This window comes from Saliphagus infecundisoli, assembly GCF_020177375.1.
In the GTDB taxonomy this organism is placed as follows: Archaea; Halobacteriota; Halobacteria; order Halobacteriales; family Natrialbaceae; genus Saliphagus; species Saliphagus infecundisoli.
In genome coordinates, this window is record NZ_JAIWHV010000006.1 from 1 (window position 1) to 18,486 (window position 18,486).

The following is an 18,486-nucleotide window of genomic DNA, read 5'->3' on the forward strand; positions in this document are numbered from 1 at the left end:
GAGCTCATCTCCGAGACTGTTGACGACAAAATTAAGCAGGTGCTCTTCCTCTACCTCGTTGTCTGCTTGGGTTTGTTGCACGCACTCTCCAAGCAGACACTTACTCTAACCCGATGTGATCGACTGAGTATCGCTTCCCTCCAAGGCTACCGATCCAAGCGTAAATCGAACGCTTGGATCGACAATACAGACGGTAGCGAACTTGTATGCACGATCGGAGCCCTGGGCTGGATTCGTTGTACAGACGCGAGGGGTCTCTTTGTCGCCGTAATAGAGCCAGTCGTGAACGTCAATAGCGACGTCGACTGGGCGAGTGAACACACGATTGCGAGCAACTCTGTCAAGGGTCGCCTCGCGGACGCGGTCGACGACCAGTTCGACCGCGTCCGCGTTGAGCCCACGCAAATGGTAGAGTACTGCTCGCGCGAGCGGATTTCGTGTGGTTGCATCAATAGCAACGTCATCACCGCGGGCAAGTTGATAGGCTTTCGCGCCAGTATTGGCGAACTCGTTGTCGAAGGCAATCCGAGCGAGGACTCGCTGGAAGTCCTCGCTTGGATATGTGGCGTTAGCAGCGATTCCAAACTCAAGTTCAGGAAATAACAGTGACAACGCTGCGCGAGTCACCTGCGTTGCCTCAGTTGTCTCGACCATATCGAGACAACGAGGACAACGACAATCGTCGCTTGGTCACTTCAGCAACTACTGTGAAGCGTGGGGTTCCGCTATCATTTCGTCTCATCGACCGCCGCCCCCTCCCGGGACAAGAGCTTTAATGTGGTAACACATACCACGACACGGTGAACGCCGTGTCAGTCCGAGCGAGAGACGAGAGGCGCGAGGAGCACAGTCGCCACGACGACCCCGCAGTCGCGACGGTCGAGTGCTACGAAACCGACGGCAGGACCGTCTTCTTCGACGCGGAGAACCCGCTCGCCTGGATGGAGACCGCCCGAACGCTCGCCCTAGAGGAGTTCGCGTAGGGAGACAACGCTTTTCCCCCGACCCACCCTTTTCCGACCGTGGACCTCGAGCCGAGCGACCACGAGCCCGAGGAGGACGACCCCGAGGAGCGGTTTCACGACCCCGACTCCGAGGGATTGACGATCCCCTCGGCCCCCTCGCCACCCTCTCCCGAGGCGCCAGAAGTGCCCTCGCCGGGGGGCGACGAGGACGTCCCCTCGGAGATCCACTCCGCGTTCTGGCTCGTCGTGTTGACCCTGAACGCGGCCATCCTCGCGACCGCGGTCGGCGCCCTCGTGCTCGTCTTCGGCCACGGGACCCGCCCCGGGCTCGCCGCCCTCGCCTGTGGCGTTGCCCTGTTCGCGCTCGCCGCCCGTCGGTACCGTAACTCCAAGGCGCTGGCCGGAGGCGGAAGCGACGACGCCGAGAGCGATTCCGACACCGAAAGGGAGGAAGCACAATGAAAACCGTCCGCGACGCCGAGGGGACCCGCTACCTCCTCCGGAAACGCTCGACGGAGTCGAGTCTCGTCTACGACCCAGAAACGGGGGAGGAACGCTACCTCCCCAACGACCGCCTCGAGGAAGAGGAGGGAAGCGGATCGCCCCTCGAGACGGCCGCAGCGGGCGTCGATCCGGCGGTCCGAACGCTGCTTTCGGCCGTCCACGACGACGAGACGCTGGGCCTGGTGATCGCGCTCGCCGACCGGGGACCCATCGCCGTCCGCCAACTCCTCGACGGCTACGGCCTCTGCGAGAGCGACCTCCACGGCCGGCTGGCCGAACTCGTCGCCGCCGGCCTCGTAGAGGAGGCGACGGTCGCGGGCGAACGGGGCTACCGGGCGACCGAGGACTGCCGAGTGGCGCTCGAGATCGTTCGTCCCGACGCCGGAAGCTGACACTGCCGGCTGTGACTTCCTGCCGAAAGGTAGTCCGAGGTAAGAGAACCGTGGCTACGTTCGACTGAAAACCCTATAAGATCCGTACGCGAGGACGCCCCCTACGGCCAGGAGGAAGAACGCTGCAAAAGGCCCTAATGGCTCGATCGACGCGAAAAATGCCAGGTAAAACACGGCCATGATCGCGATAGCGATCAACCCAACACCATTGACAAAGTCCAGCCAGGGAAAATGGGTATGTTTCATCATAAGCTGTCTACGGCGGAGAACACTTAAAATTCCATCCAGTTGCCATATTGGTCGTTAGCTTGTGCACAACGTAGTCGATCTCGCATAGCCGTAGTTCGGCACGCGGGAGTCATAGGATCCAGTTCATAGTACGAGTCAATCCGAGGTCAACAGCGCCTCCGAAGGCGCGCTGCGCTCGAGCCGCGAGCGATTCGAGGTCGCCGACTTCTCGACGGCGACGAGGTCGTCGGCGGCCCCGACGAGTTCGTCGTCGTGGCTGACGACGACGATCTGCTCGACGCCGATCTCGCGCATCGACTCGATCAGCGAGACGAGCTGGGTGACGTGGCCCGAGTCCAGAAAGACGGTGGGCTCGTCTAAGATCAGCGGCGGCATCGGAGCCGACCCCTCGACGCCCTCGGCGAGCAGTCGGTAGATCGCACACCGCAGGCTGAGGTTGAACAGCGCCCGTTCCCCGCCCGAGAGCTGTTCGGGTTCGAGGGGCTCGCCGTCCTTCTGGTAGATCGTGAGCCTGTAGTCGCCGTCGAGATCGATCGCCGCGTAGGAGTCGTTTCTGTAGACCAGGTCGAACGTCTCGTTGACCAGTCGCTCCAGGGTCGAGACGTTTCGCTGGCGAAGCTCCGCCCGGAGGTCGCCGTAGGTCGCCTGGAGGGTCTCGGCCTCCTCGTAGAGCGAGTCGAGGCGCTCACACCGGACCTCGACGCTCTCCAGGCGCTCCCGGAGGCGCTCGAGTTCCTCGATCTTCTCCTCGATGCCTCCGATCGCCCCCTGGAGTTCATCGCGATCGTCCTCGAGGTCCGATAGTTTCTCGCCGACCCGCTCGAGGTAGTCCTCCGCCTCGGCCTTCCGCTCGCGGGCCTGCTCGATCCGGTCGTCGTCGAACCCGCTTTCGAGGTCGCGCTTTCGCTCGCGTTTCTCCGAGAGCCCCTCGCGGCGTTCCTCGTTCATCGTCGCCCAGTCGTCCCGGCGCTCCCGGAGCCGTTCGATCTCGCCTTCGAGCTCGCCACGTTCGCTATCGATCTCGGCCACGCGCCGGAGCGTCTCGAGGGAGTCCCTGACCTCGCCGCGCTCGGCGTTGATTCCCCCGAGTTCCGAGCGGGCGTCCGCGACCTCGCTCTCTATGTCGGTTGCCTCCTCGCGGGCGTCTGCCGCCTCCTCGTCGTACTTCTCGGCCTCCTCGCGAAGCCGGTCGCGCTGGTCGCGGCGATCCGCGAGGGTTTCGCCTTTTTCGGCGAGCAACCGGGCGGCGCTCTCGCGCTGTTCTTCCAGTCGGTCGACCCGGCGTTCGGTCTCGACCAGGTCCTCGACGCGCTCGATGCGCTCGTCGATCTCCGCGCGGTCCGCTTCCAGTTCGGACAGCTCGGCCTCGAGCTCCGCCAGCCGCTCGCGTTTCCTCTCAAGGGCATCGACGTGGGGCGAGTCCTCGACGTCCTGGCCGCACTCTGGGCACTTGCCCGCCTCGCGCAACTGCTCGCCCTCCTCGATCGCGTCCTCAACCGACCGGATCTCGGCGGTCAGTTCGGTGAGCTCCGCCGTGAGGCCCTCGCGGTCGTCTTCCAGGGCCTCGAGACGGGACTCGCTCTCCCCGAACGCGATCGGCGCGTCCGCGAACGCCTCGCGGGCGGACTCGATCTCGCCGTCGAGCTCCTCGACTCTCCCCTCGCGTTCCTCGATCGCCTCGACGTCCTCGGCGATACGCGATTCGAGGTCGTCGGCCGCCTCGCGGGCCGCCGCCGCCTCCTCGTCGTACTCCGTGGCCTCCTCGCGGAGGCGCTCGATCTCGCCGGTCCGCTCGGTGATCGTCACTCGGACCTCCTCTAGGTCGTCCCGGAGCGCCTCGTCTCTGGCCTCCAGCTCCTCGACCCGGTCCTCGATGGTTTCCTCGTCTCGATCGCCGTCCGCGAGATCGATCTCAGAGACGTCGGCCTCCGCGAGCAGGCCCTCGCGTTCGTCGGCGAGCCCCTCGTCCTCGCCCTTCAGCTCGCGGAGCGCCTCGCCCGCCTCCTCGCGTTTGCGCTCGGTCTCGGCGATCTTCGACCGGAGCTTCTCGATCTCCTCCTCGAGCTCTTCGATCTCCTCGCGGGTCTCCTCGTGGCGCTCGAGAACGTCCGCCGCGCTCTCCCTGGCCTCTCTGGCCTCCTCGCGCTGGCTCTCGTAGCGCTCGATCTCGGAGACGACCTCGCCGCGGCGGCTTTCGAGGGCGTTCAGTCTCTCGTGGAGGTCCTGGTCTTCCTTGCGCTCGACTTGCGTCTGCAGATCCTCGAGGACCTCCCGCTGGCCGTCCAGCACCGACTTGACGCCCAGCCGGGCGTCGCTGGCACGTTCGCGGTACTCCTCTAGAGCACCCAGCTGGAGGAGGTCGTCGATCATGTCCTGGCGCTCGCCCGGCGAGGCGTGGATCAGCTTGTTGACCTCGCCCTGGCGGACGTACGCGCAGTTGACGAACGCGTCGGCGTCCATCCGCAGGAGTTCCGAGACCGCGCGCTCGACGTCGCGGGCGCCCTCGATCGGCTCGCCCGCGCCCTCGAGGATGCAGGTCGTCGTCGTCGCGCGATCCCCCCGGAGGCGAAGCTCGCGCTCGATCCGGTAGTCCCCGCCGTCGTGGTGGAAGTCGAGTTCGACCGTACACTCCTCCTCGCCGGTGGAGATCACGTCGTCGAGGGTTCGGTCGTCGAGCGCGCTTGAGCCGTAGAGCGCGAAGAAGACCGCCTCGAGCAGCGTCGACTTCCCGCTGCCGTTGATGCCGTGGACGACCGTCACCCCCCGGCGCAGGCGGAGGTCGGCGTCGCCGTAGCACTTGAAGTTCCGCAGGCGGACGCGTTCGACCCTCACGAGAACTCACCGATCGAGATCTGATCGTCGCTCTCGTCCGTCGGTTTCCCCGCTTCGGAGTCGTCGGAGGCTTCGGATTCGGGCGCTTTGGCGGCTTCGTCGCTCTCGGCATCGGTCCCGTCGCCGCCCTCGCCGGAAGCGGGCTCGAACGCCGCGGACTCCTCGAGGCCCTCCCGGACCCGGCGCTCGATGGCGTCCCGGACGTTCGCGTCCGCGAGATCGTCGTCCCTGACCACCCGATCGATGTCGCGGGCGGCGTCGCTCAGGCCGAGGTCGCGTACCCGTTTTCGGACGGCCTCGTCGGGGTCGGCGAAGTTCACCGAGACCTCGGTCTCCTCGTCGATCTCGCGGCGGTCGGTCACCCGGGCGACCAGGGCCCCGCGCTCGCTGGCGGCGGTCTCGATCGTCGCGGGGGTGATCGGCTCGCCCTCGCCCTCTACCGTGACGACGACGACCGCGTCCTCGACGTCGTACTCGCCGACGCGCTCGCGGACGACATCGCCGCCCTCGCCCTCGTGGAGGGTGACGTCGACGAAGACGAACTCGCGGCTCTCGATCCCGCGTCGGCGGATCTCCACGGCGTCGTCGAACTCGACGACGTTGTACCCCCGGCTCTCGCGCTCGCTCGCGCTCGCGCGCTCGGTCGAGCCACAGTAGGTGACCCACGTGTCCTCCACTTCGGCGGTTCCCGGTTCGTGGTTGTCCCCGAGCAGGAGGGCGTCGAACTCGACGTCCGCCTCCGCCAGGAGGGTCTCGGTCTCCCAGTCGGCGTGGGCGAACGGGGAGAACAGGCCGTGGGTGACGAGCGCGGCGTGGTCGCCGTCGTGGTCCGCGAACTCGTACTCGAGGTCCTCGCGCCGGGAGCGGGGAACGAAGTCGAGGCCGTAGAGAGCGACCTCGCCCAGTCGATAGGGCTCGCGCCCGAGGCGGGTCGCCAGCCCGAGATCGGCGAAGAGGTCGAGCCACTGGGCGTCGCGTTTGCCCTCGTGGTTGCCGACGACGGCGAGAAAGGGGATCCCCGCGTCGTCGAGGTCTCGCAGGACCGAAAGGGTGCCCTGGAGGTCGACCAGCCCCGGCCGTCGGTCGTGAAAGAGGTCGCCAGCGTGGACGACCGCGTCGACGTCGAGATCCATCGCGTCGTCGGCGACCCGACGGAACGCTCGCAGGAAGTCCCGGCGGCGCTCGGGAGCGTTGTACTGGCGATAGCCGATGTGGGTGTCGCCGGTGTGTATCACCCGCGTCATCTACCTCTCCCTTGCCGGGCGAACCCTATAGGGGTTCGGAGAGTCCGGTGAAACTAGTCAGTCCGCGATCGAAAGCGAGTAGAGCCGTTTCCGGGCGTCCGAGAACGAAAACCGGGAGTCGATGACGTTCTGCTCGTCGAGACGGCTCAACGCGTAGCGGACGGTTCGTGCGGGAAGCAGGGTTTCCTCGGCGATCTCCCCCTGAGTCATCGTCTCGTTGTACTCCAACACTTTGGCCACGAGTTTCGCACTCGGCGGCAGCTCCCGGACGTCCTCCCAGCTCCCCCCTCCTTCCGTGCCGATCGGCTCTGAGACGCTCATCGAGTCCCCCTACAGGATACAGAGTGATAATATTTTCCCTTCTGTCGAATAACTTCTAGTTATTCCATCGGACGCCCGATCCACCCGAAGCCTCTTATGAAACAGCGACTTACGGAGGGGCAATGAGCGACACTGCGGACGAGATCGACCTCCCCTACGACGAGGAGGAAACGTCCCAACAGGAGAAGATCCAGGTCCTCGAGGAACGCCTCGACGGGCTCGAATCCCGAAACGAGGAGATGCGCGACAAGCTACTGGACGCAAACGCCGAGAACAACAAGTACCAGCAGAAACTCGAACGGCTGACCCACGAGAACAAGAAACTCAAGCAGTCGCCCCTGTTCGTCGCCACCGTCCAGGAGATGACCGACGACGGCGTCATCATCAAACAACACGGCAACAACCAGGAGGCCCTGACGGAGGTCACCGACGAGCTCCGCGAGGAACTCGACCACGACGCCCGGGTCGCCGTCAACAACTCCCTCTCGATCGTCAAGACGCTCTCCGACGAGACGGACGTTCGCGCTCGCGTAATGGAAGTAACTGAGAGCCCCGACGTCAGCTACGACGACATCGGCGGCCTCGAAGAACAGATGCAGGAGGTCAGAGAGACCGTCGAGATGCCCCTCGAGAAACCCGACATGTTCCGGGACGTCGGCATCGACCCGCCCAGCGGCGTGCTCCTCTATGGCCCGCCGGGCACGGGCAAGACGATGCTCGCGAAGGCGGTTGCGAACCAGACCGACGCGACGTTCATCAAGATGGCCGGCTCCGAGCTGGTCCACAAGTTCATCGGCGAGGGGGCAAAGCTCGTCCGGGACCTCTTCGAGGTCGCCCGCGAACACGAACCCGCCGTCATCTTCATCGACGAGATCGACGCCATCGCCGCGACCCGGACCGAGTCCAAGACGTCGGGCGACGCCGAGGTCCAGCGGACGATGATGCAACTGCTCTCCGAGATGGACGGTTTCGAGGACCGCGGCGAGATCCGGATCATCGCCGCGACCAACCGCTTCGACATGCTCGATCGCGCGATCCTCCGGCCGGGTCGGTTCGACCGCCTGATCGAGGTCCCGAAACCCGACGAGGAGGGCCGGGAACTCATCTTCGAGATCCACACCCGCGACATGAACGTCGCCGACGACGTCGAGTTCGCCGTTCTCGCCGCGGAGGTCGAGGAGGCCTCCGGCGCCGACGTGAAGGCGATCTGTACGGAAGCCGGGATGTTCGCGATCAGGGACGACCGCACCGAGATCCGGATGGAGGACTTCCGGGCGGCCTGGGAGAAAGTCCAGGCCGAAAACGACGACGAAGAGGTCTCGAAGACGTTCGCCTGAGCCAGACCGGTAGAACCAACCACGGCGAGTGCCTCGGCTCAGAGAGCCAATGTACGGACACAGTTCATCCCACGAGCGAGCGAACCGTGACCGGCCCGGTCGGCCGGCGGGAGGCCGATGAACCCGGCACGGGTCGACTTCGTCGTCGACCTCATCTACGGACTGTTGATCTTCGCCTCGATCGCCCTCATCGCCGTCCTCGGTACCCGTGTCGGGGTCGCGTTCGGCCTCGGCGTGCTCGCGTCCTACGTCGTCCACGTCGTCTGGAAGATGGCCAGGTTCGATCCCGACTGGATGACCCGGGAGGTCGCCGACGAAGTCGAGGAGACGGTGACCGAGGAAGTCACCGAGGAGGTCGAACAAACCGTGAGCCAGGAGGTCGACGAAGTGATCGACAGATTAGAGGAGATCAACGACCGGGTCGACCGCCGTCCCCGAACCGAGGAGGTCGACGAACGCGTCGAGGAGTTAACGCGCGAGAGCCGACCGGATGACGGCTCAGAGCGCGATCGGTAAGGCTACACCACTCCGAACGCCGCCCACGGCAGGACGAACAGCGCCGCCGCGAGCGCGAGGAGGATCAGCAGATAGCCCCCGGCTGTCGCGCCCGCGGCGAGCCAGGCGGGTGAGAGCTCCGCCGTTCGCGGATCGTTCATGGACATCGGTCGCCGGGAGAGAGCAAAAGCCTGGCGGCGGTCGCCGGCGCCTCTCCGACAGGCGGCCGCGTGGTCCGGACCCCTTTTGTCGCCACGGGCGCTATCACCGGCAATGACGACGATCGTCGTGGTCGACAACCACGGGCAGTTCACCCATCTCGAACGGCGGGCGCTCCGGGACCTCGGCGTCGAGACCGAACTCGTCGACAACGAGACGCCACCCGAAGAGGTCGAAGCCGACGGGATCGTCCTCTCGGGAGGGCCCGACATGGACCGCATCGGCCACAGTGCCGACTACCTCCGCGACGGCCGGCCCGTCCTCGGGATCTGTCTGGGGATGCAACTGATCGCCGCCGAACTCGGCGGCCGCGTCGAGGGCGGGGACTACGGCGGCTACGCCGACGTCACCGTCGAGATCACCGATCCCGATGACCCCCTCGTCGGGTCGCTTGCCCCCGAGACCCGCGTCTGGGCGAGCCACGCCGACGAGGTCCGGGAGGTGCCGGAGGGCTTTTCGCGAACCGCCAGAAGCGACGTCTGTGGCGTCGAGGCGATGAGCGATCCCGAGAGGGCGCTCTACGGCGTCCAGTGGCACCCCGAGGTCGCCCACACTGAGGAGGGCGAGGCTGTCTTCGAGAACTTCGTCGCGATCTGCGAGTCCGCCTGACCCACCCCCAAACGAGCCCGGATAGGTACAGTTACACCGCGGGAGTCCGATTCTCGCCCCATGACCGACCCCGACGACCTGGCGGAACGGGTCCGGGAGGGCGACCTCCGCCTGCACGAACTCGAGGAGCACGCAGATAGCGAGACGGCCGCCACGGCTCGCCGGCGGCTCGTAGAGAGCGAGACGGGCGCCGACCTCGATACCGTGGGGGAGTACGCCTTCGACGCGGGGGAGGCGACGGAGTCGGCCGTCGAGAACCTGATCGGCGGGGCCCAGATCCCGATGGGCGTCGCCGGCCCCCTGGCGGTAGACGGCGGGGCAGCCTCGGGCGAGTACTACCTCCCGCTTGCGACCACCGAAGGGGCGCTCCTCGCGAGCGTCAATCGCGGGCTGTCCGCGATTCGAGCGGCGGGCGGCGCCGACGCGCGCGTGACGAAATCGGGGATGACCCGCGCGCCCGTTTTCCGGGTTTCGGGCGTCGCCGAGGCCGCCGAGGTCGTCGAGTGGCTCGGCGAGCAGGAACACCTCGAGTCGGTCAGGGAAGCCGCGGAGGCGACGACGAGCCACGGGGAGTTACTGGGAATCGAACCCTACGTCGTCGGCGACTCGATCTACCTCCGTTTCGCCTACGACACCAAGGACGCGATGGGGATGAACATGGCCACCATCGCGACCAGGAAGGCCTGCGAGGTCGTCGAGAACGAGACGCCGGCCTCGCTGGTCGCGCTCTCGGGGAACCTCTGTTCGGACAAGAAACCGGCCGCGATCAACGCCGTCGAGGGCCGGGGCCGCTCCGTGACCGCCGACGTCGTCCTCCCCGGAGAGCTGATCGAGGAGCGCCTGGGAACGACCCCCAAGGCGATCGCCGAGGCCAACACCAGAAAGAACCTCGTGGGGAGCGCGAAAGCCGGGAGTCTGGGATTCAACGCCCACGCGGCGAACACCGTGGCCGCCGCCTTCCTCGCGACCGGCCAGGACGCCGCCCAGGTCGTCGAGGGCGCGAACGCGATCACGACGATGGAGACTCGAGAGGGCGAGGAAGGGGAGACGGACCTCTACGCCAGCATCAGCCTCGCCTCTCTCGAGGTCGGCACCGTCGGCGGCGGGACGAAGCTGCCGACCCAGGCCGAAGCCCTCGACGTGCTCGGGCTCGCCGGCGGCGGCGACCCCGCTGGGTCGAACGCCGACGCGCTCGCGGAAGTGATCGCCGTCGGCGCGCTCGCGGGCGAACTCTCCCTGCTGGCGGCACTCGCCTCCCGGCACCTCGCGAGCGCCCACGAGGACCTGGGTCGGTAGGGTTACGCCCGATCGCCCTCGGTCGGTTCTCGGCGGGCGCGGACGGTCGCGACCGCGACGTAGGCGCCGCCGGCGACGAGCAGGAGGTAGCCCGCGATCGTAAAGAGGGGAGCCGCCGCGGGCGCCACGAGGAAGAGACCGGCGGCGGCGAGGGCGTACGCGCCGGCGAAATCCCGCCGGCCGTAGGAGGCGTGGAGGACCGCGAGGGACGCAGCCGTAAGCGCGAACGCGACGAGGGCGAGCGCCGCGGGATCGAGCCCGAGGACCGAGCCGCCGATGTACCGGCCGTACGCGAAGAGGACGAGCGCGGCGACGGTGCCGACGCCGATCGCCGTCCCCTGGACGTCCACCGCGCCGTGTTCGTCGGCCACGGCGGTTAGAGCCGGCGGTACCGGCCGCCGCTCTCGCTCACCTCGCCCCGACGGCGCAGCTTTTCGAGGGCCGTTTCGACGTAGTCGGCGGGAACGCCGTGGTCGTCGGCGTACTCGACGATCTCGCTTTCGGTGGGTTCGTCGAGTTCGGAGAGAGCACGTTCGACGACATCCTTCCGGCTCGAGCCCGAGGGAGAACGAGGATCCCGGTCGCCCGCGGCCGCGATCTCGTCGGCATCGAGTCCCGATCCCTCGAGGTAGGCCTCGTCGTCGATCACGCCGTCTTCGACCTGGTCCTCGAGCTCCGAGACCGAATCGACGTCGACGAACGCGTCGCTCTGGCCCTGGCGGGCGGCGAGCATCGAGGCGCGGACCTCGCGGGCGTGGTCGGCGTCGTCGGTCTCGACGAACTGCTTTCGCTTCTCGAAGGCCCGCCGGGTGCCACAGCGGGGGCACTCGGAGGTCTCGGAGCGACCCTCGACGATCCAGAGGTTCGAGCACTCGCCACAGCCGACGACGGCGTACATCGTCGGAACCTGCGGCGTCACCGTAATTCAACCTTCTCCCTCTCCGGTTCTCGAGGAACTATATGGCTGGTTTCACTCCACTGAAACATGACCGACGCCGCCGACGGCGATCCGAAGGACGTCCTCGACGAACTCGCCTCGCTCCCGACCTTCCACCATCCGACCGCCTCTCCCGACGGGGAGACGGTCGCGGTCTACCACGACGTCTCGGGCCGGAACGAACTCCACCTGATCGACGTCGCTACTGGGGAGTCCCGCCAGGTCAGCGACGGCGAGGTCCCCCGGAACGCCCGCTGGCCCGTCCGGTGGGACGCCGCGGGTGAGCGGGTCTACTTCCACATCGACGACGCGGGCGACGAACAGAACGACGTCCACGCGATCTCCCGCGAGGGCGAGGTCGAACCGATCCTCGAGCGCGAGGGCCAGACCGTCCTCGCCGACGTGAGCGAGGCGTTCCTCCTCTTCGGCTCGACCGCGGAGGGCCAACTCAACCTCTATCGGTCGGATCCCGACGGCCGAAACCAGGAGAAGCTGACCGACTACGACCGGGCCGCTGCGGCCGGAACGATCTCGCCCGACGGCGACCGGATCGCCTACGCGACCAACGAGAGCGACGAGTACGAGAACATGGACGTCTACGTCGCCGAGGCCGACGGCTCGGACCCACGAAACGTAGAGATCGGCGAGGTCGGCGCCGAATCCGCGCCCGTCGATTGGAGTCTCGACGGCGACCGGCTGCTGATCGCGGACAACAGCGCGGACCTCGGTCGAGCCGGGATCTATGATCTCGAAGCGGGGGAGGTGACCTGGTTCGGCGAAGGCGAGGCCGAGGAGAGCCCGGTCCAGTTCATCGATGGAGGACGGTTCCTCGCGGCCCGAACCCGCGAGGCCGCGGTGGCTCCGGTGGTCTACGACGTCGAGAGCGGGACCTCGCGGGAGCTCGAGCTTCCCGAGGGCGTCGCCTCCTTCGCGGGCGGCGAGGCCGCCCTCTCGGATGATCGGGTGGTCCTCTCTCAGACCACGCCGAGCGAACGGCCGGCACTGCTCGCCTACGATCTCCACACCGATGGGACCGAGACGCTGATCGAGCCGACCTACGGCGACCTCGATCCCGACATGTTCGCCGACGCGGAATACTTCGAGTTCGACTCCGACGGCGTTCCCGAGGTCGAGGCCGAAGCGATCGAGCTGGAACCGGGAACCGACCTCGAGATCGGTGCCCTCCTCTACGACTCGGGCGAACGCCCCTCGCCGCTGGTCGTCAACCCCCACGGCGGGCCGCGGGCGGCCGACCAGCGCGCGTTCGGCCTCTACACCCAGTTTCTCGTCTCCCGGGGCTACAGCGTCCTCCAGGTCAACTATCGGGGCTCGACCGGACGCGGGCGGTCGTTCGTCGAGGAACTCTATGGGGACTGGGGCGGGGCCGAACAGGGCGACGTCGCCCGCGGGGTCGAACACGTCCTCGCAGAGCGGGACTGGATCGACGCCGAGCGCGTGGTCGTCTTCGGGGGCTCGTATGGAGGGTACTCGGCCTACTGGCAGATGGTCCAGTACCCCGCGCTCTACGCCGCCGGCATCGCCTGGATCGGGGTCACGGACCTGAACCGGATGTACGACACCACGATGCCCCACTTCCGGACCGAGCTGATGGAGAAACAACTCGGCAGTCCCGACGAGCACGCCGACCTCTACAAGGAGCGCAGCCCGATCACCCACGCCAAGAACCTCGCCGCACCCCTGCTGATGGTCCACGGCGTCACCGACCGGCGCGTCCCCGTCGAACAGGCTCGAGCCTTCCGCGAGCGTCTCGAGGAACTGGGCTACGAGTTCGGCGAGGAGGGCGACGTCGAGTACGTCGAACTCGGGGAGGAGGGGCACGCCTCCTCGGACATCGACCAGAAGGTGCGGCTGTTCGAGACGCTGGACGGGTTCCTCGAGCGCCGGATCGGGACACCTGGGACCTGAGACTCGGTTTGGCTCGAGTTTCTCCCGATCGGCCAACCGCTGCCCTGGTGGACTGAAAGGGCGAGGCTGTTTCGGGGAACCCCGGCGACGCAAGCACCGCAGCAACGCGAGGAGCGCAGCGAGCCGCGGGACGCGAAACAGCCGAGGGCTTTCGAGGTGGTGTTGACCTCGACAACGGCGCCAATCTCGACAACGACTTTCACGTCGAACTACCATGAGTAGAGTATGGAACGAGTTTCGATCCACGACACCGAAACCACAGAAGTCGCAGAGGGCGTCGAGTTGGCACTATTAGCCGGCACGGACTCGATGACCGTCCAGCATTTCGAGATCGAGCCCGGAGCGCGGGTGGACAAACACAGCCACCCCAACGAGCAGACGGGGATGATCTACGAGGGGGAACTGGTCTTCCTCTCGGAGGGCGAGGAGGTCGTCTGTGGTCCCGGCGACTCCTACGGGATCCCCGGCGACGAGCCCCACGCCGCCGAGAACCGCGGCGAGGAGACGGTTCGGGGGTTCGATATCTTCGATCCGCCAAGAGAAAATCCTAGTTGGCAGGAGTAGTTTGCAGAGCCTATAGAGAGGGCATTGTTCAAGGTGGTTCTAGATCCTCTGCTTCAAGTTCCTCACTATAGGTTTGAACTTCGTATTCTCGCTCTCCATCTACAATAATGAAATTTATTTTCGCCCTGATCTTTTCGTAGTCATCCCGAACATCTGCAATAGTAGAAAGGGCAAATATTCGCGGTACAACCTGTAATTCGACAGTTTCTCCTTTTTGAGAGTGAACGGCCCCCTCTCGTAACCCTTCTCAGTATCTACTATCTTGTTAGTTACAACAATTGGCTCTGAATCATAAACAAATCCCCTAATTCTTCTCTGTGGAGTATATTCTTCCCAGAGTCAGAAGGTGATTTATTATAAAATTCCAGCCAGTCCAATTCTGATCCAGTAATATGACCTGTGTCATCTCCCCGATTTTGAGCCAAAAAATAAAGCTCCATTTGGATTTCACCCGCACGGGTTGAGTTCGTATTAGACCGGGATGCAACCTTCTTATTAAATACAACATCTGACTTGGGCTTTCTAAAATGAGTTATAGCGAAGTCAACCAAAGATAATACCAAGGTTAGTGTAATGAGAATAAGGGTCCATTGCTCAATAGATAAGCCAACATCTGCTATAGTGACCTCACTTAGTATATGGATCAAGGATAATTCATTGTTGTCATTAAACCAGAATTTCCTACGGGCACGATGGGATTCGAACCCACGACCGTCGGATGTCTTCCCCCACAACACACGTCACGGGGATAGAAGTCCGACGCTCTATCCGGACTGAGCTACGTGCCCTCGGCCCATCATGGAGGACCGATCGGCATAAGCGGTAGGGATTTCGCCCCCGAGACACAGCCCTTATGCTCACCACCGCTGTATCCGCCCCCAATGCACGTCATCGGAACCGTGGGCCTCGCGGGCAGCGGCAAGGGAGAGGCGGCCACGGTCGCACGGGAGGCCGGCATCCCGGTCGTGACGATGGGCGACGTCGTCCGCCAGGAGACCGCCGATCGCGGCCTCGATCCAGCAAGCGACCACGGCCAGGTCGCCCAGGCCCTCCGAAAAGAGAACGGCCCCGCTGCGATCGCCGAACGCTCGCTCCCGATGATCGAGGACCGCCTGGAGGACCACGACACCGTCCTCGTCGACGGCCTCCGCTCGGACCGCGAGGTCGATCGCTTCGAGGACCGCTTCGGCGACGCCTTCACCCTCGTCAGCATCGAGGCCCCCTTCGACCTCCGCCGGGAACGCGTCGAGGACCGGGGACGGGACACGAGCGAGGACGACGGCGGCGAACCCCTCGCCGAGCGCGACGAACGCGAACGCGGCTTCGGGATGGGCGAGGCGATGGAGCGCGCCGAGGTCACCATCGAGAACACCGACTCCCTCGAGGCCTTCCACGAACGCATCCGGACGGTCATCCGCGAGGGCGGGATCGACCGGAACCACTCCCCCACTCACGAACCATGACCGACGTCTACCGCATCGATGTCGAACTCGCGGCCCCCGTGTTCCCCACCGAGGTCACCGCCCGGGTCGTGGACGCAGTCGAGAACATCTTTCCCAACGCCGATATCGAGGAGAGCCACGGCGAGATCCGCGGCGAGGCCCACTCCCTCGATCACCTCTCGGAGCTGCTCCACCGCCAGGAGATCCTCGATACCGCCCGCGGCGAGTTCTTCGGCAACCGCGAGGGCGAGGATACGTTCACCTTCGCGCTCAAGAAAGGGGCCGCCTTCCAGAGCCGAGTCAACTTCTCGGTGGGCGAACCCGACGAACTCGGCGAGATCACGGTCCGGGTCCGTGTCCACGAGCCAGGTATCGAGGAGTACGTCGATCACGTCGCACCTCCCACCGAGGGCGGCCGGCCGATCGACCCCGAGGTCTGATCAGCCGAAGGGACCGCCGCCACCGCCGCCGCCCAGTCCGCCCATCCCGCCACCGCCGCCGCCCTGCATCTGTTTCATCATCCGCTGCATCTCCTTGTCCGAGCCCATCCCCTGGAACTGCTTGAGCGTCTTCTCCATCATCTTGAACTGCTGGAGGAGTTCGCGGACCTCCTCCTCGCTGGTGCCCGACCCGCGCGCGATGCGCTCGATCTGGCTCGCGCCGATCGCCCTGGGATACTCCTTTTCGGCGTCGGTCATCGAGTCCATGATCACCGAAAACGAACGCATCCGGTCCTGGGTCACGTCCATCGCGTCGTCGGGCAACTGATCTTTGATCCCGCCGCCGAACCCGGGGATCATATCGAGGACCTGATCGAGCGGTCCCATGTTGTTCATCGCCTCCATCTGTTTTTGCATGTCGTTCAGCGTGAACTGCCCCGAGAGGAGGTCCTCGGGGTCCCAGTCGTCTTCCTCCTCGATGCCCGTCTCGGCCATCGCGCGCTCGACGCGTTCGGCGAGCTGGCCCAGATCGCCCATCCCCAACAACCGAGAGATGAAGCCCTCGGGCTCGAAGCGCTCGACGTCCTCGACCTCCTCCCCAGTCCCCAGGAAGGCAATCGAGGAGTCGGTCTGATCGACCGCGGCGAGCGCGCCCCCACCTTTCGCGGTCCCGTCGAGTTTCGTGATGACGACGCCGTCGATCCCGATCGACTCGTCGAACTGAGCGGCCTGGTCTTTCGCTCCCTGTCCGATCGCGGCGTCGAGCACGAGCAGGGAGGTGTCGGGCTCGACGACACCCTCGATCTCCTCGATCTCGGCGATGAGGTCGTCCTCCAGGGCGTGGCGACCCGCGGTGTCGACGATGTGGACGTCAGCCTCGCTCGTCGCCTCCAGTCCCTCGCGGGCGACCGCGACGGGGTCGTCGGCGTCGGGATCGCCGTAGAAGTCGACCTCGGCGCGCTCGGCCATCTGTTTGCCCTGTTCGTAGGCGCCCGGCCGGAAGGTGTCGGTCTGGATCACCGCCGGCCGGAGCCCCTTCGTCGAGAACCACCAGGCCATCTTCGCGGCCGACGTCGTCTTCCCCGAGCCCTGGAGGCCCGCGAGCAGGATCGTCTGCCCCTCTAAGGGGAGATCTGTCGACTCGCCGATGAGATCGACCAACTCCTCGTAGACGATCCGGAGAACGAAGTCCCGCGCGGGGGTGCCCGCCGGGGGCTCCTCCTCTAGGGCCCGTTCCTCGATGTTGTCCGACAGCTCCATCACGAGCGAGACGTCGACGTCGGCCGACAGCAGCGATCGCTGGATCTCCTTTACGACCTCCTCGACGTCCTCCTCGGAGATCCGCGACTGCCCGCGGAGTTTGTCCAACGTGCCCCGGAGCGAGCTTCCGAGATCGTCGAGTACCATTTGCTCCCGGTAGGTCGCCGGGCGGTTAAAGCCTTGTCCGTCGCCCCCGCCCCGATCCGCACCGCCCGCACCCCCTCTCGAACCCCCGGCTATCGTAAGCACGTCTCCTTCGCGCGTCGGGACCCTTCTCGAAGACGCCCTCCCATGACCGCATCCACCGAACGCCGAGGGGTGACCCTGTCGCTGTCCCACGAGGAACAGTGGCTCCTCCACCACCTGATGCTCGACCGCATGGAACTCGAGGCCCGCTCGCCCGAGACCGATCCACCCTCGATGGACGTCTACCGAATCTTCGACAAGCTCGAGGCCGGCACCCACTGGTTCACCCGCCAGGAGTGTCGACGGCTCCGGGACGAACTCGACCGGTACGTCGACGCACGGGACACCCCCGACCGGGACAGGCCGACCGCGAGGCGGCTTCTCGACCGACTCGACGGGGAGGGGACGCCTCGCGGTTCGATCAGTCACGCGGGTCCCTGATCGCGGACGGCATCGACCGCAACCGTTCGAGGGGTCGAGACTGAGAGAGGCGACGGCCCGCAGTCGGGACGTGACAGCGCTTATTGTGGTGCCCCTCGATCCGCCGGTATGGCCGACAAACTCGAAACCTACGAGCGGATCGTCGACGCGGGCGTCGTCGCCGTCATGCGCGGGATCGGCGAGGACGACGTCGTCCCCGTCGCCCGTGCCCTCCACGAGGGCGGCGTTGAGGCGCTGGAAGTGACCGCCGACGCGACGCGCGCCAGCGAACTGATCGCCGACGTCGACCGGGCGCTCGCCGAGACGGACGCCGTCGTCGGCGCGGGGACGGTCCTCGACGAAGCAATGGCGGTAAACGTCATCGAGGCCGGCGCCGACTACATCCTGGCGCCGCACTTCGATCGCGGGATGGTCACCGCCTGCAACCGCTACGGCAAGGTCGCGATTCCGGGGGTCGCGACGCCGACCGAGGCCGTCGAGGCGGCCGAGGCAGGCGCAGACATGCTGAAGGTGTTTCCCGCCTCGGATCTCGGTCCCGGCTACATCAGCGCGATCCAGGGCCCGCTCGGCCAGTTGCCGATCGTCGCCACCGGCGGCGTCAGTCCCGACAACGTCGACGAGTTCTTCGCGGCGGGCGCGACCGCGGTCGGCGCGGGATCGGCGATGATCGACTACGACGCGATCGATCGGGGCGATATGGACGGCGTCCGCGAACACGCCGCCCGGTTCGTCGAGGCCGTCGCCGACGCCCGTTCGGAGTAGCGTCCGACGGCCACCCACCGGGGCGGCCTTCGCGGAAGTATCCAGGTTCGTGCATACTTCCCCGC

At 66.0% G+C, this 18,486-nt stretch carries 21 protein-coding genes and 1 tRNA gene; 14 read left to right on the plus strand and 8 right to left on the minus strand.

Annotated features, from left to right (window positions below; translation table 11 throughout):
* From LCF40_RS09915 to LCF40_RS09930, 4 genes are all read left to right on the plus strand, one after another.
* The coding region (locus tag LCF40_RS09915) for a hypothetical protein (protein ID WP_224828347.1) at positions 1-603 on the plus strand (603 nt) is incomplete at its 5' end.
* Between the two features lie 206 nt (positions 604-809).
* Positions 810-983: a DUF7331 family protein gene (locus tag LCF40_RS09920; protein ID WP_224828348.1), complete on the plus strand. Its 174-nt coding sequence runs from the start codon at positions 810-812 to the stop codon at positions 981-983.
* Between the two features lie 39 nt (positions 984-1,022).
* The gene (locus tag LCF40_RS09925) at positions 1,023-1,427 is read left to right on the plus strand and encodes a DUF7322 domain-containing protein (protein WP_224828349.1); all 405 of its coding nucleotides are present in this window, start codon (positions 1,023-1,025) and stop codon (positions 1,425-1,427) included.
* Positions 1,424-1,861, plus strand: coding sequence for a DUF7346 family protein (locus LCF40_RS09930; RefSeq protein WP_224828350.1), 438 nt, complete (start codon positions 1,424-1,426; stop codon positions 1,859-1,861). Before LCF40_RS09925 ends, LCF40_RS09930 begins: the two co-directional genes overlap by 4 nt.
* 384 nt (positions 1,862-2,245) lie before the next feature.
* Here LCF40_RS09930 and rad50 read toward each other — a convergent pair whose 3' ends face one another.
* From rad50 to LCF40_RS09945, 3 genes are read right to left on the minus strand one after another with little or no spacing between them, the layout of a single operon-like run.
* Positions 2,246-4,942: a DNA double-strand break repair ATPase Rad50 gene (rad50, locus tag LCF40_RS09935; RefSeq protein WP_224828351.1), complete on the minus strand. Its 2,697-nt coding sequence runs from the start codon at positions 4,940-4,942 to the stop codon at positions 2,246-2,248.
* Positions 4,939-6,186 (minus strand): DNA double-strand break repair protein Mre11, encoded by a 1,248-nt coding sequence (gene mre11, locus LCF40_RS09940; RefSeq protein ID WP_224828352.1) that lies wholly within the window; start codon positions 6,184-6,186, stop codon positions 4,939-4,941. Before mre11 ends, rad50 begins: the two co-directional genes overlap by 4 nt.
* A 57-nt stretch (positions 6,187-6,243) precedes the next feature.
* On the minus strand, positions 6,244-6,507 hold the full coding sequence (locus LCF40_RS09945) for a MarR family transcriptional regulator (protein WP_224828353.1): 264 nt from the start codon (positions 6,505-6,507) through the stop codon (positions 6,244-6,246).
* A gap of 122 nt (positions 6,508-6,629) precedes the next feature.
* Here LCF40_RS09945 and pan1 point away from each other — a divergent pair, with 122 nt between their 5' ends.
* Together pan1 and LCF40_RS09955 are read left to right on the plus strand one after the other, a co-directional pair.
* Positions 6,630-7,844, plus strand: a complete 1,215-nt coding sequence (gene pan1, locus LCF40_RS09950; RefSeq protein WP_114576188.1) for a proteasome-activating nucleotidase Pan1 — start codon at positions 6,630-6,632, stop codon at positions 7,842-7,844.
* Positions 7,845-7,961: 117 nt separating this feature from the next.
* The gene (locus LCF40_RS09955; RefSeq protein ID WP_114576187.1) at positions 7,962-8,360 is read left to right on the plus strand and encodes a hypothetical protein; all 399 of its coding nucleotides are present in this window, start codon (positions 7,962-7,964) and stop codon (positions 8,358-8,360) included.
* A 2-nt stretch (positions 8,361-8,362) separates the two neighbouring features.
* Here LCF40_RS09955 and LCF40_RS09960 read toward each other — a convergent pair whose 3' ends face one another.
* The gene (locus LCF40_RS09960) at positions 8,363-8,500 is read right to left on the minus strand and encodes a hypothetical protein (protein ID WP_224828354.1); all 138 of its coding nucleotides are present in this window, start codon (positions 8,498-8,500) and stop codon (positions 8,363-8,365) included.
* Between the two features lie 112 nt (positions 8,501-8,612).
* Here LCF40_RS09960 and LCF40_RS09965 point away from each other — a divergent pair, with 112 nt between their 5' ends.
* Together LCF40_RS09965 and hmgA are read left to right on the plus strand one after the other, a co-directional pair.
* Positions 8,613-9,167, plus strand: a complete 555-nt coding sequence (locus LCF40_RS09965; RefSeq protein ID WP_224828355.1) for a GMP synthase subunit A — start codon at positions 8,613-8,615, stop codon at positions 9,165-9,167.
* A 60-nt stretch (positions 9,168-9,227) separates the two neighbouring features.
* The gene (gene hmgA, locus LCF40_RS09970; RefSeq protein WP_224828356.1) at positions 9,228-10,463 is read left to right on the plus strand and encodes a hydroxymethylglutaryl-CoA reductase (NADPH); all 1,236 of its coding nucleotides are present in this window, start codon (positions 9,228-9,230) and stop codon (positions 10,461-10,463) included.
* A gap of 2 nt (positions 10,464-10,465) precedes the next feature.
* Here the strand turns inward: hmgA and LCF40_RS09975 are convergent, their stop codons facing one another.
* Together LCF40_RS09975 and LCF40_RS09980 are read right to left on the minus strand one after the other, a co-directional pair.
* Positions 10,466-10,834, minus strand: a complete 369-nt coding sequence (locus LCF40_RS09975; protein WP_224828357.1) for a hypothetical protein — start codon at positions 10,832-10,834, stop codon at positions 10,466-10,468.
* A 5-nt stretch (positions 10,835-10,839) separates the two neighbouring features.
* On the minus strand, positions 10,840-11,361 hold the full coding sequence (locus tag LCF40_RS09980; protein WP_224828474.1) for a DUF5817 domain-containing protein: 522 nt from the start codon (positions 11,359-11,361) through the stop codon (positions 10,840-10,842).
* Between the two features lie 87 nt (positions 11,362-11,448).
* On the opposite strand from LCF40_RS09980, the gene LCF40_RS09985 reads away from it, so the two are divergent.
* Positions 11,449-13,326, plus strand: coding sequence for a S9 family peptidase (locus LCF40_RS09985; RefSeq protein ID WP_224828358.1), 1,878 nt, complete (start codon positions 11,449-11,451; stop codon positions 13,324-13,326).
* Positions 13,327-13,551: 225 nt separating this feature from the next.
* A complete protein-coding gene (locus LCF40_RS09990; RefSeq protein ID WP_114576182.1) occupies positions 13,552-13,890 on the plus strand; it encodes a cupin domain-containing protein in 339 nt (112 codons plus the stop codon).
* 684 nt (positions 13,891-14,574) lie between these two features.
* Here LCF40_RS09990 and LCF40_RS09995 read toward each other — a convergent pair.
* A tRNA-Arg gene (locus tag LCF40_RS09995) sits at positions 14,575-14,678 on the minus strand.
* Positions 14,679-14,771: 93 nt separating this feature from the next.
* On the opposite strand from LCF40_RS09995, the gene LCF40_RS10000 reads away from it, so the two are divergent.
* Positions 14,772-15,353, plus strand: coding sequence for an AAA family ATPase (locus LCF40_RS10000; RefSeq protein WP_224828359.1), 582 nt, complete (start codon positions 14,772-14,774; stop codon positions 15,351-15,353).
* Entirely contained in the window at positions 15,350-15,772 is a 423-nt protein-coding gene (locus tag LCF40_RS10005) for an RNA-binding domain-containing protein (protein WP_224828360.1), read from the plus strand. The genes LCF40_RS10000 and LCF40_RS10005 overlap by 4 nt, the downstream gene beginning before the upstream one ends.
* On the opposite strand, the gene LCF40_RS10010 is transcribed toward LCF40_RS10005, so the two are convergent.
* Positions 15,773-17,179, minus strand: coding sequence for a signal recognition particle protein Srp54 (locus LCF40_RS10010; protein WP_224828361.1), 1,407 nt, complete (start codon positions 17,177-17,179; stop codon positions 15,773-15,775).
* Between the two features lie 144 nt (positions 17,180-17,323).
* On the opposite strand from LCF40_RS10010, the gene LCF40_RS10015 reads away from it, so the two are divergent.
* Together LCF40_RS10015 and LCF40_RS10020 are read left to right on the plus strand one after the other, a co-directional pair.
* Positions 17,324-17,659, plus strand: a complete 336-nt coding sequence (locus tag LCF40_RS10015; protein WP_224828362.1) for a DUF7853 family protein — start codon at positions 17,324-17,326, stop codon at positions 17,657-17,659.
* A gap of 108 nt (positions 17,660-17,767) precedes the next feature.
* A complete protein-coding gene (locus LCF40_RS10020; RefSeq protein ID WP_224828363.1) occupies positions 17,768-18,421 on the plus strand; it encodes a bifunctional 4-hydroxy-2-oxoglutarate aldolase/2-dehydro-3-deoxy-phosphogluconate aldolase in 654 nt (217 codons plus the stop codon).
* Positions 18,422-18,486: the final 65 nt, after the last annotated feature.

Bases quoted from the DNA above. Each gene is read 5' to 3' on its own strand.
- LCF40_RS09930 (WP_224828350.1), top strand. From the start codon at position 1,424: ATGAAAACCGTCCGCGACGCCGAGGGGACCCGCTACCTCCTCCGGAAA.
- mre11 (WP_224828352.1), bottom strand. From the start codon at position 6,186: ATGACGCGGGTGATACACACCGGCGACACCCACATCGGCTATCGCCAG.
- LCF40_RS09945 (WP_224828353.1), bottom strand. From the start codon at position 6,507: ATGAGCGTCTCAGAGCCGATCGGCACGGAAGGAGGGGGGAGCTGGGAG.
- pan1 (WP_114576188.1), top strand. From the start codon at position 6,630: ATGAGCGACACTGCGGACGAGATCGACCTCCCCTACGACGAGGAGGAA.
- LCF40_RS09955 (WP_114576187.1), top strand. From the start codon at position 7,962: ATGAACCCGGCACGGGTCGACTTCGTCGTCGACCTCATCTACGGACTG.
- LCF40_RS09960 (WP_224828354.1), bottom strand. From the start codon at position 8,500: ATGAACGATCCGCGAACGGCGGAGCTCTCACCCGCCTGGCTCGCCGCG.
- LCF40_RS09965 (WP_224828355.1), top strand. From the start codon at position 8,613: ATGACGACGATCGTCGTGGTCGACAACCACGGGCAGTTCACCCATCTC.
- hmgA (WP_224828356.1), top strand. From the start codon at position 9,228: ATGACCGACCCCGACGACCTGGCGGAACGGGTCCGGGAGGGCGACCTC.
- LCF40_RS09980 (WP_224828474.1), bottom strand. From the start codon at position 11,361: ATGTACGCCGTCGTCGGCTGTGGCGAGTGCTCGAACCTCTGGATCGTC.
- LCF40_RS09985 (WP_224828358.1), top strand. From the start codon at position 11,449: ATGACCGACGCCGCCGACGGCGATCCGAAGGACGTCCTCGACGAACTC.
- LCF40_RS09990 (WP_114576182.1), top strand. From the start codon at position 13,552: ATGGAACGAGTTTCGATCCACGACACCGAAACCACAGAAGTCGCAGAG.
- LCF40_RS10000 (WP_224828359.1), top strand. From the start codon at position 14,772: ATGCACGTCATCGGAACCGTGGGCCTCGCGGGCAGCGGCAAGGGAGAG.
- LCF40_RS10005 (WP_224828360.1), top strand. From the start codon at position 15,350: ATGACCGACGTCTACCGCATCGATGTCGAACTCGCGGCCCCCGTGTTC.
- LCF40_RS10010 (WP_224828361.1), bottom strand. From the start codon at position 17,179: ATGGTACTCGACGATCTCGGAAGCTCGCTCCGGGGCACGTTGGACAAA.
- LCF40_RS10015 (WP_224828362.1), top strand. From the start codon at position 17,324: ATGACCGCATCCACCGAACGCCGAGGGGTGACCCTGTCGCTGTCCCAC.
- LCF40_RS10020 (WP_224828363.1), top strand. From the start codon at position 17,768: ATGGCCGACAAACTCGAAACCTACGAGCGGATCGTCGACGCGGGCGTC.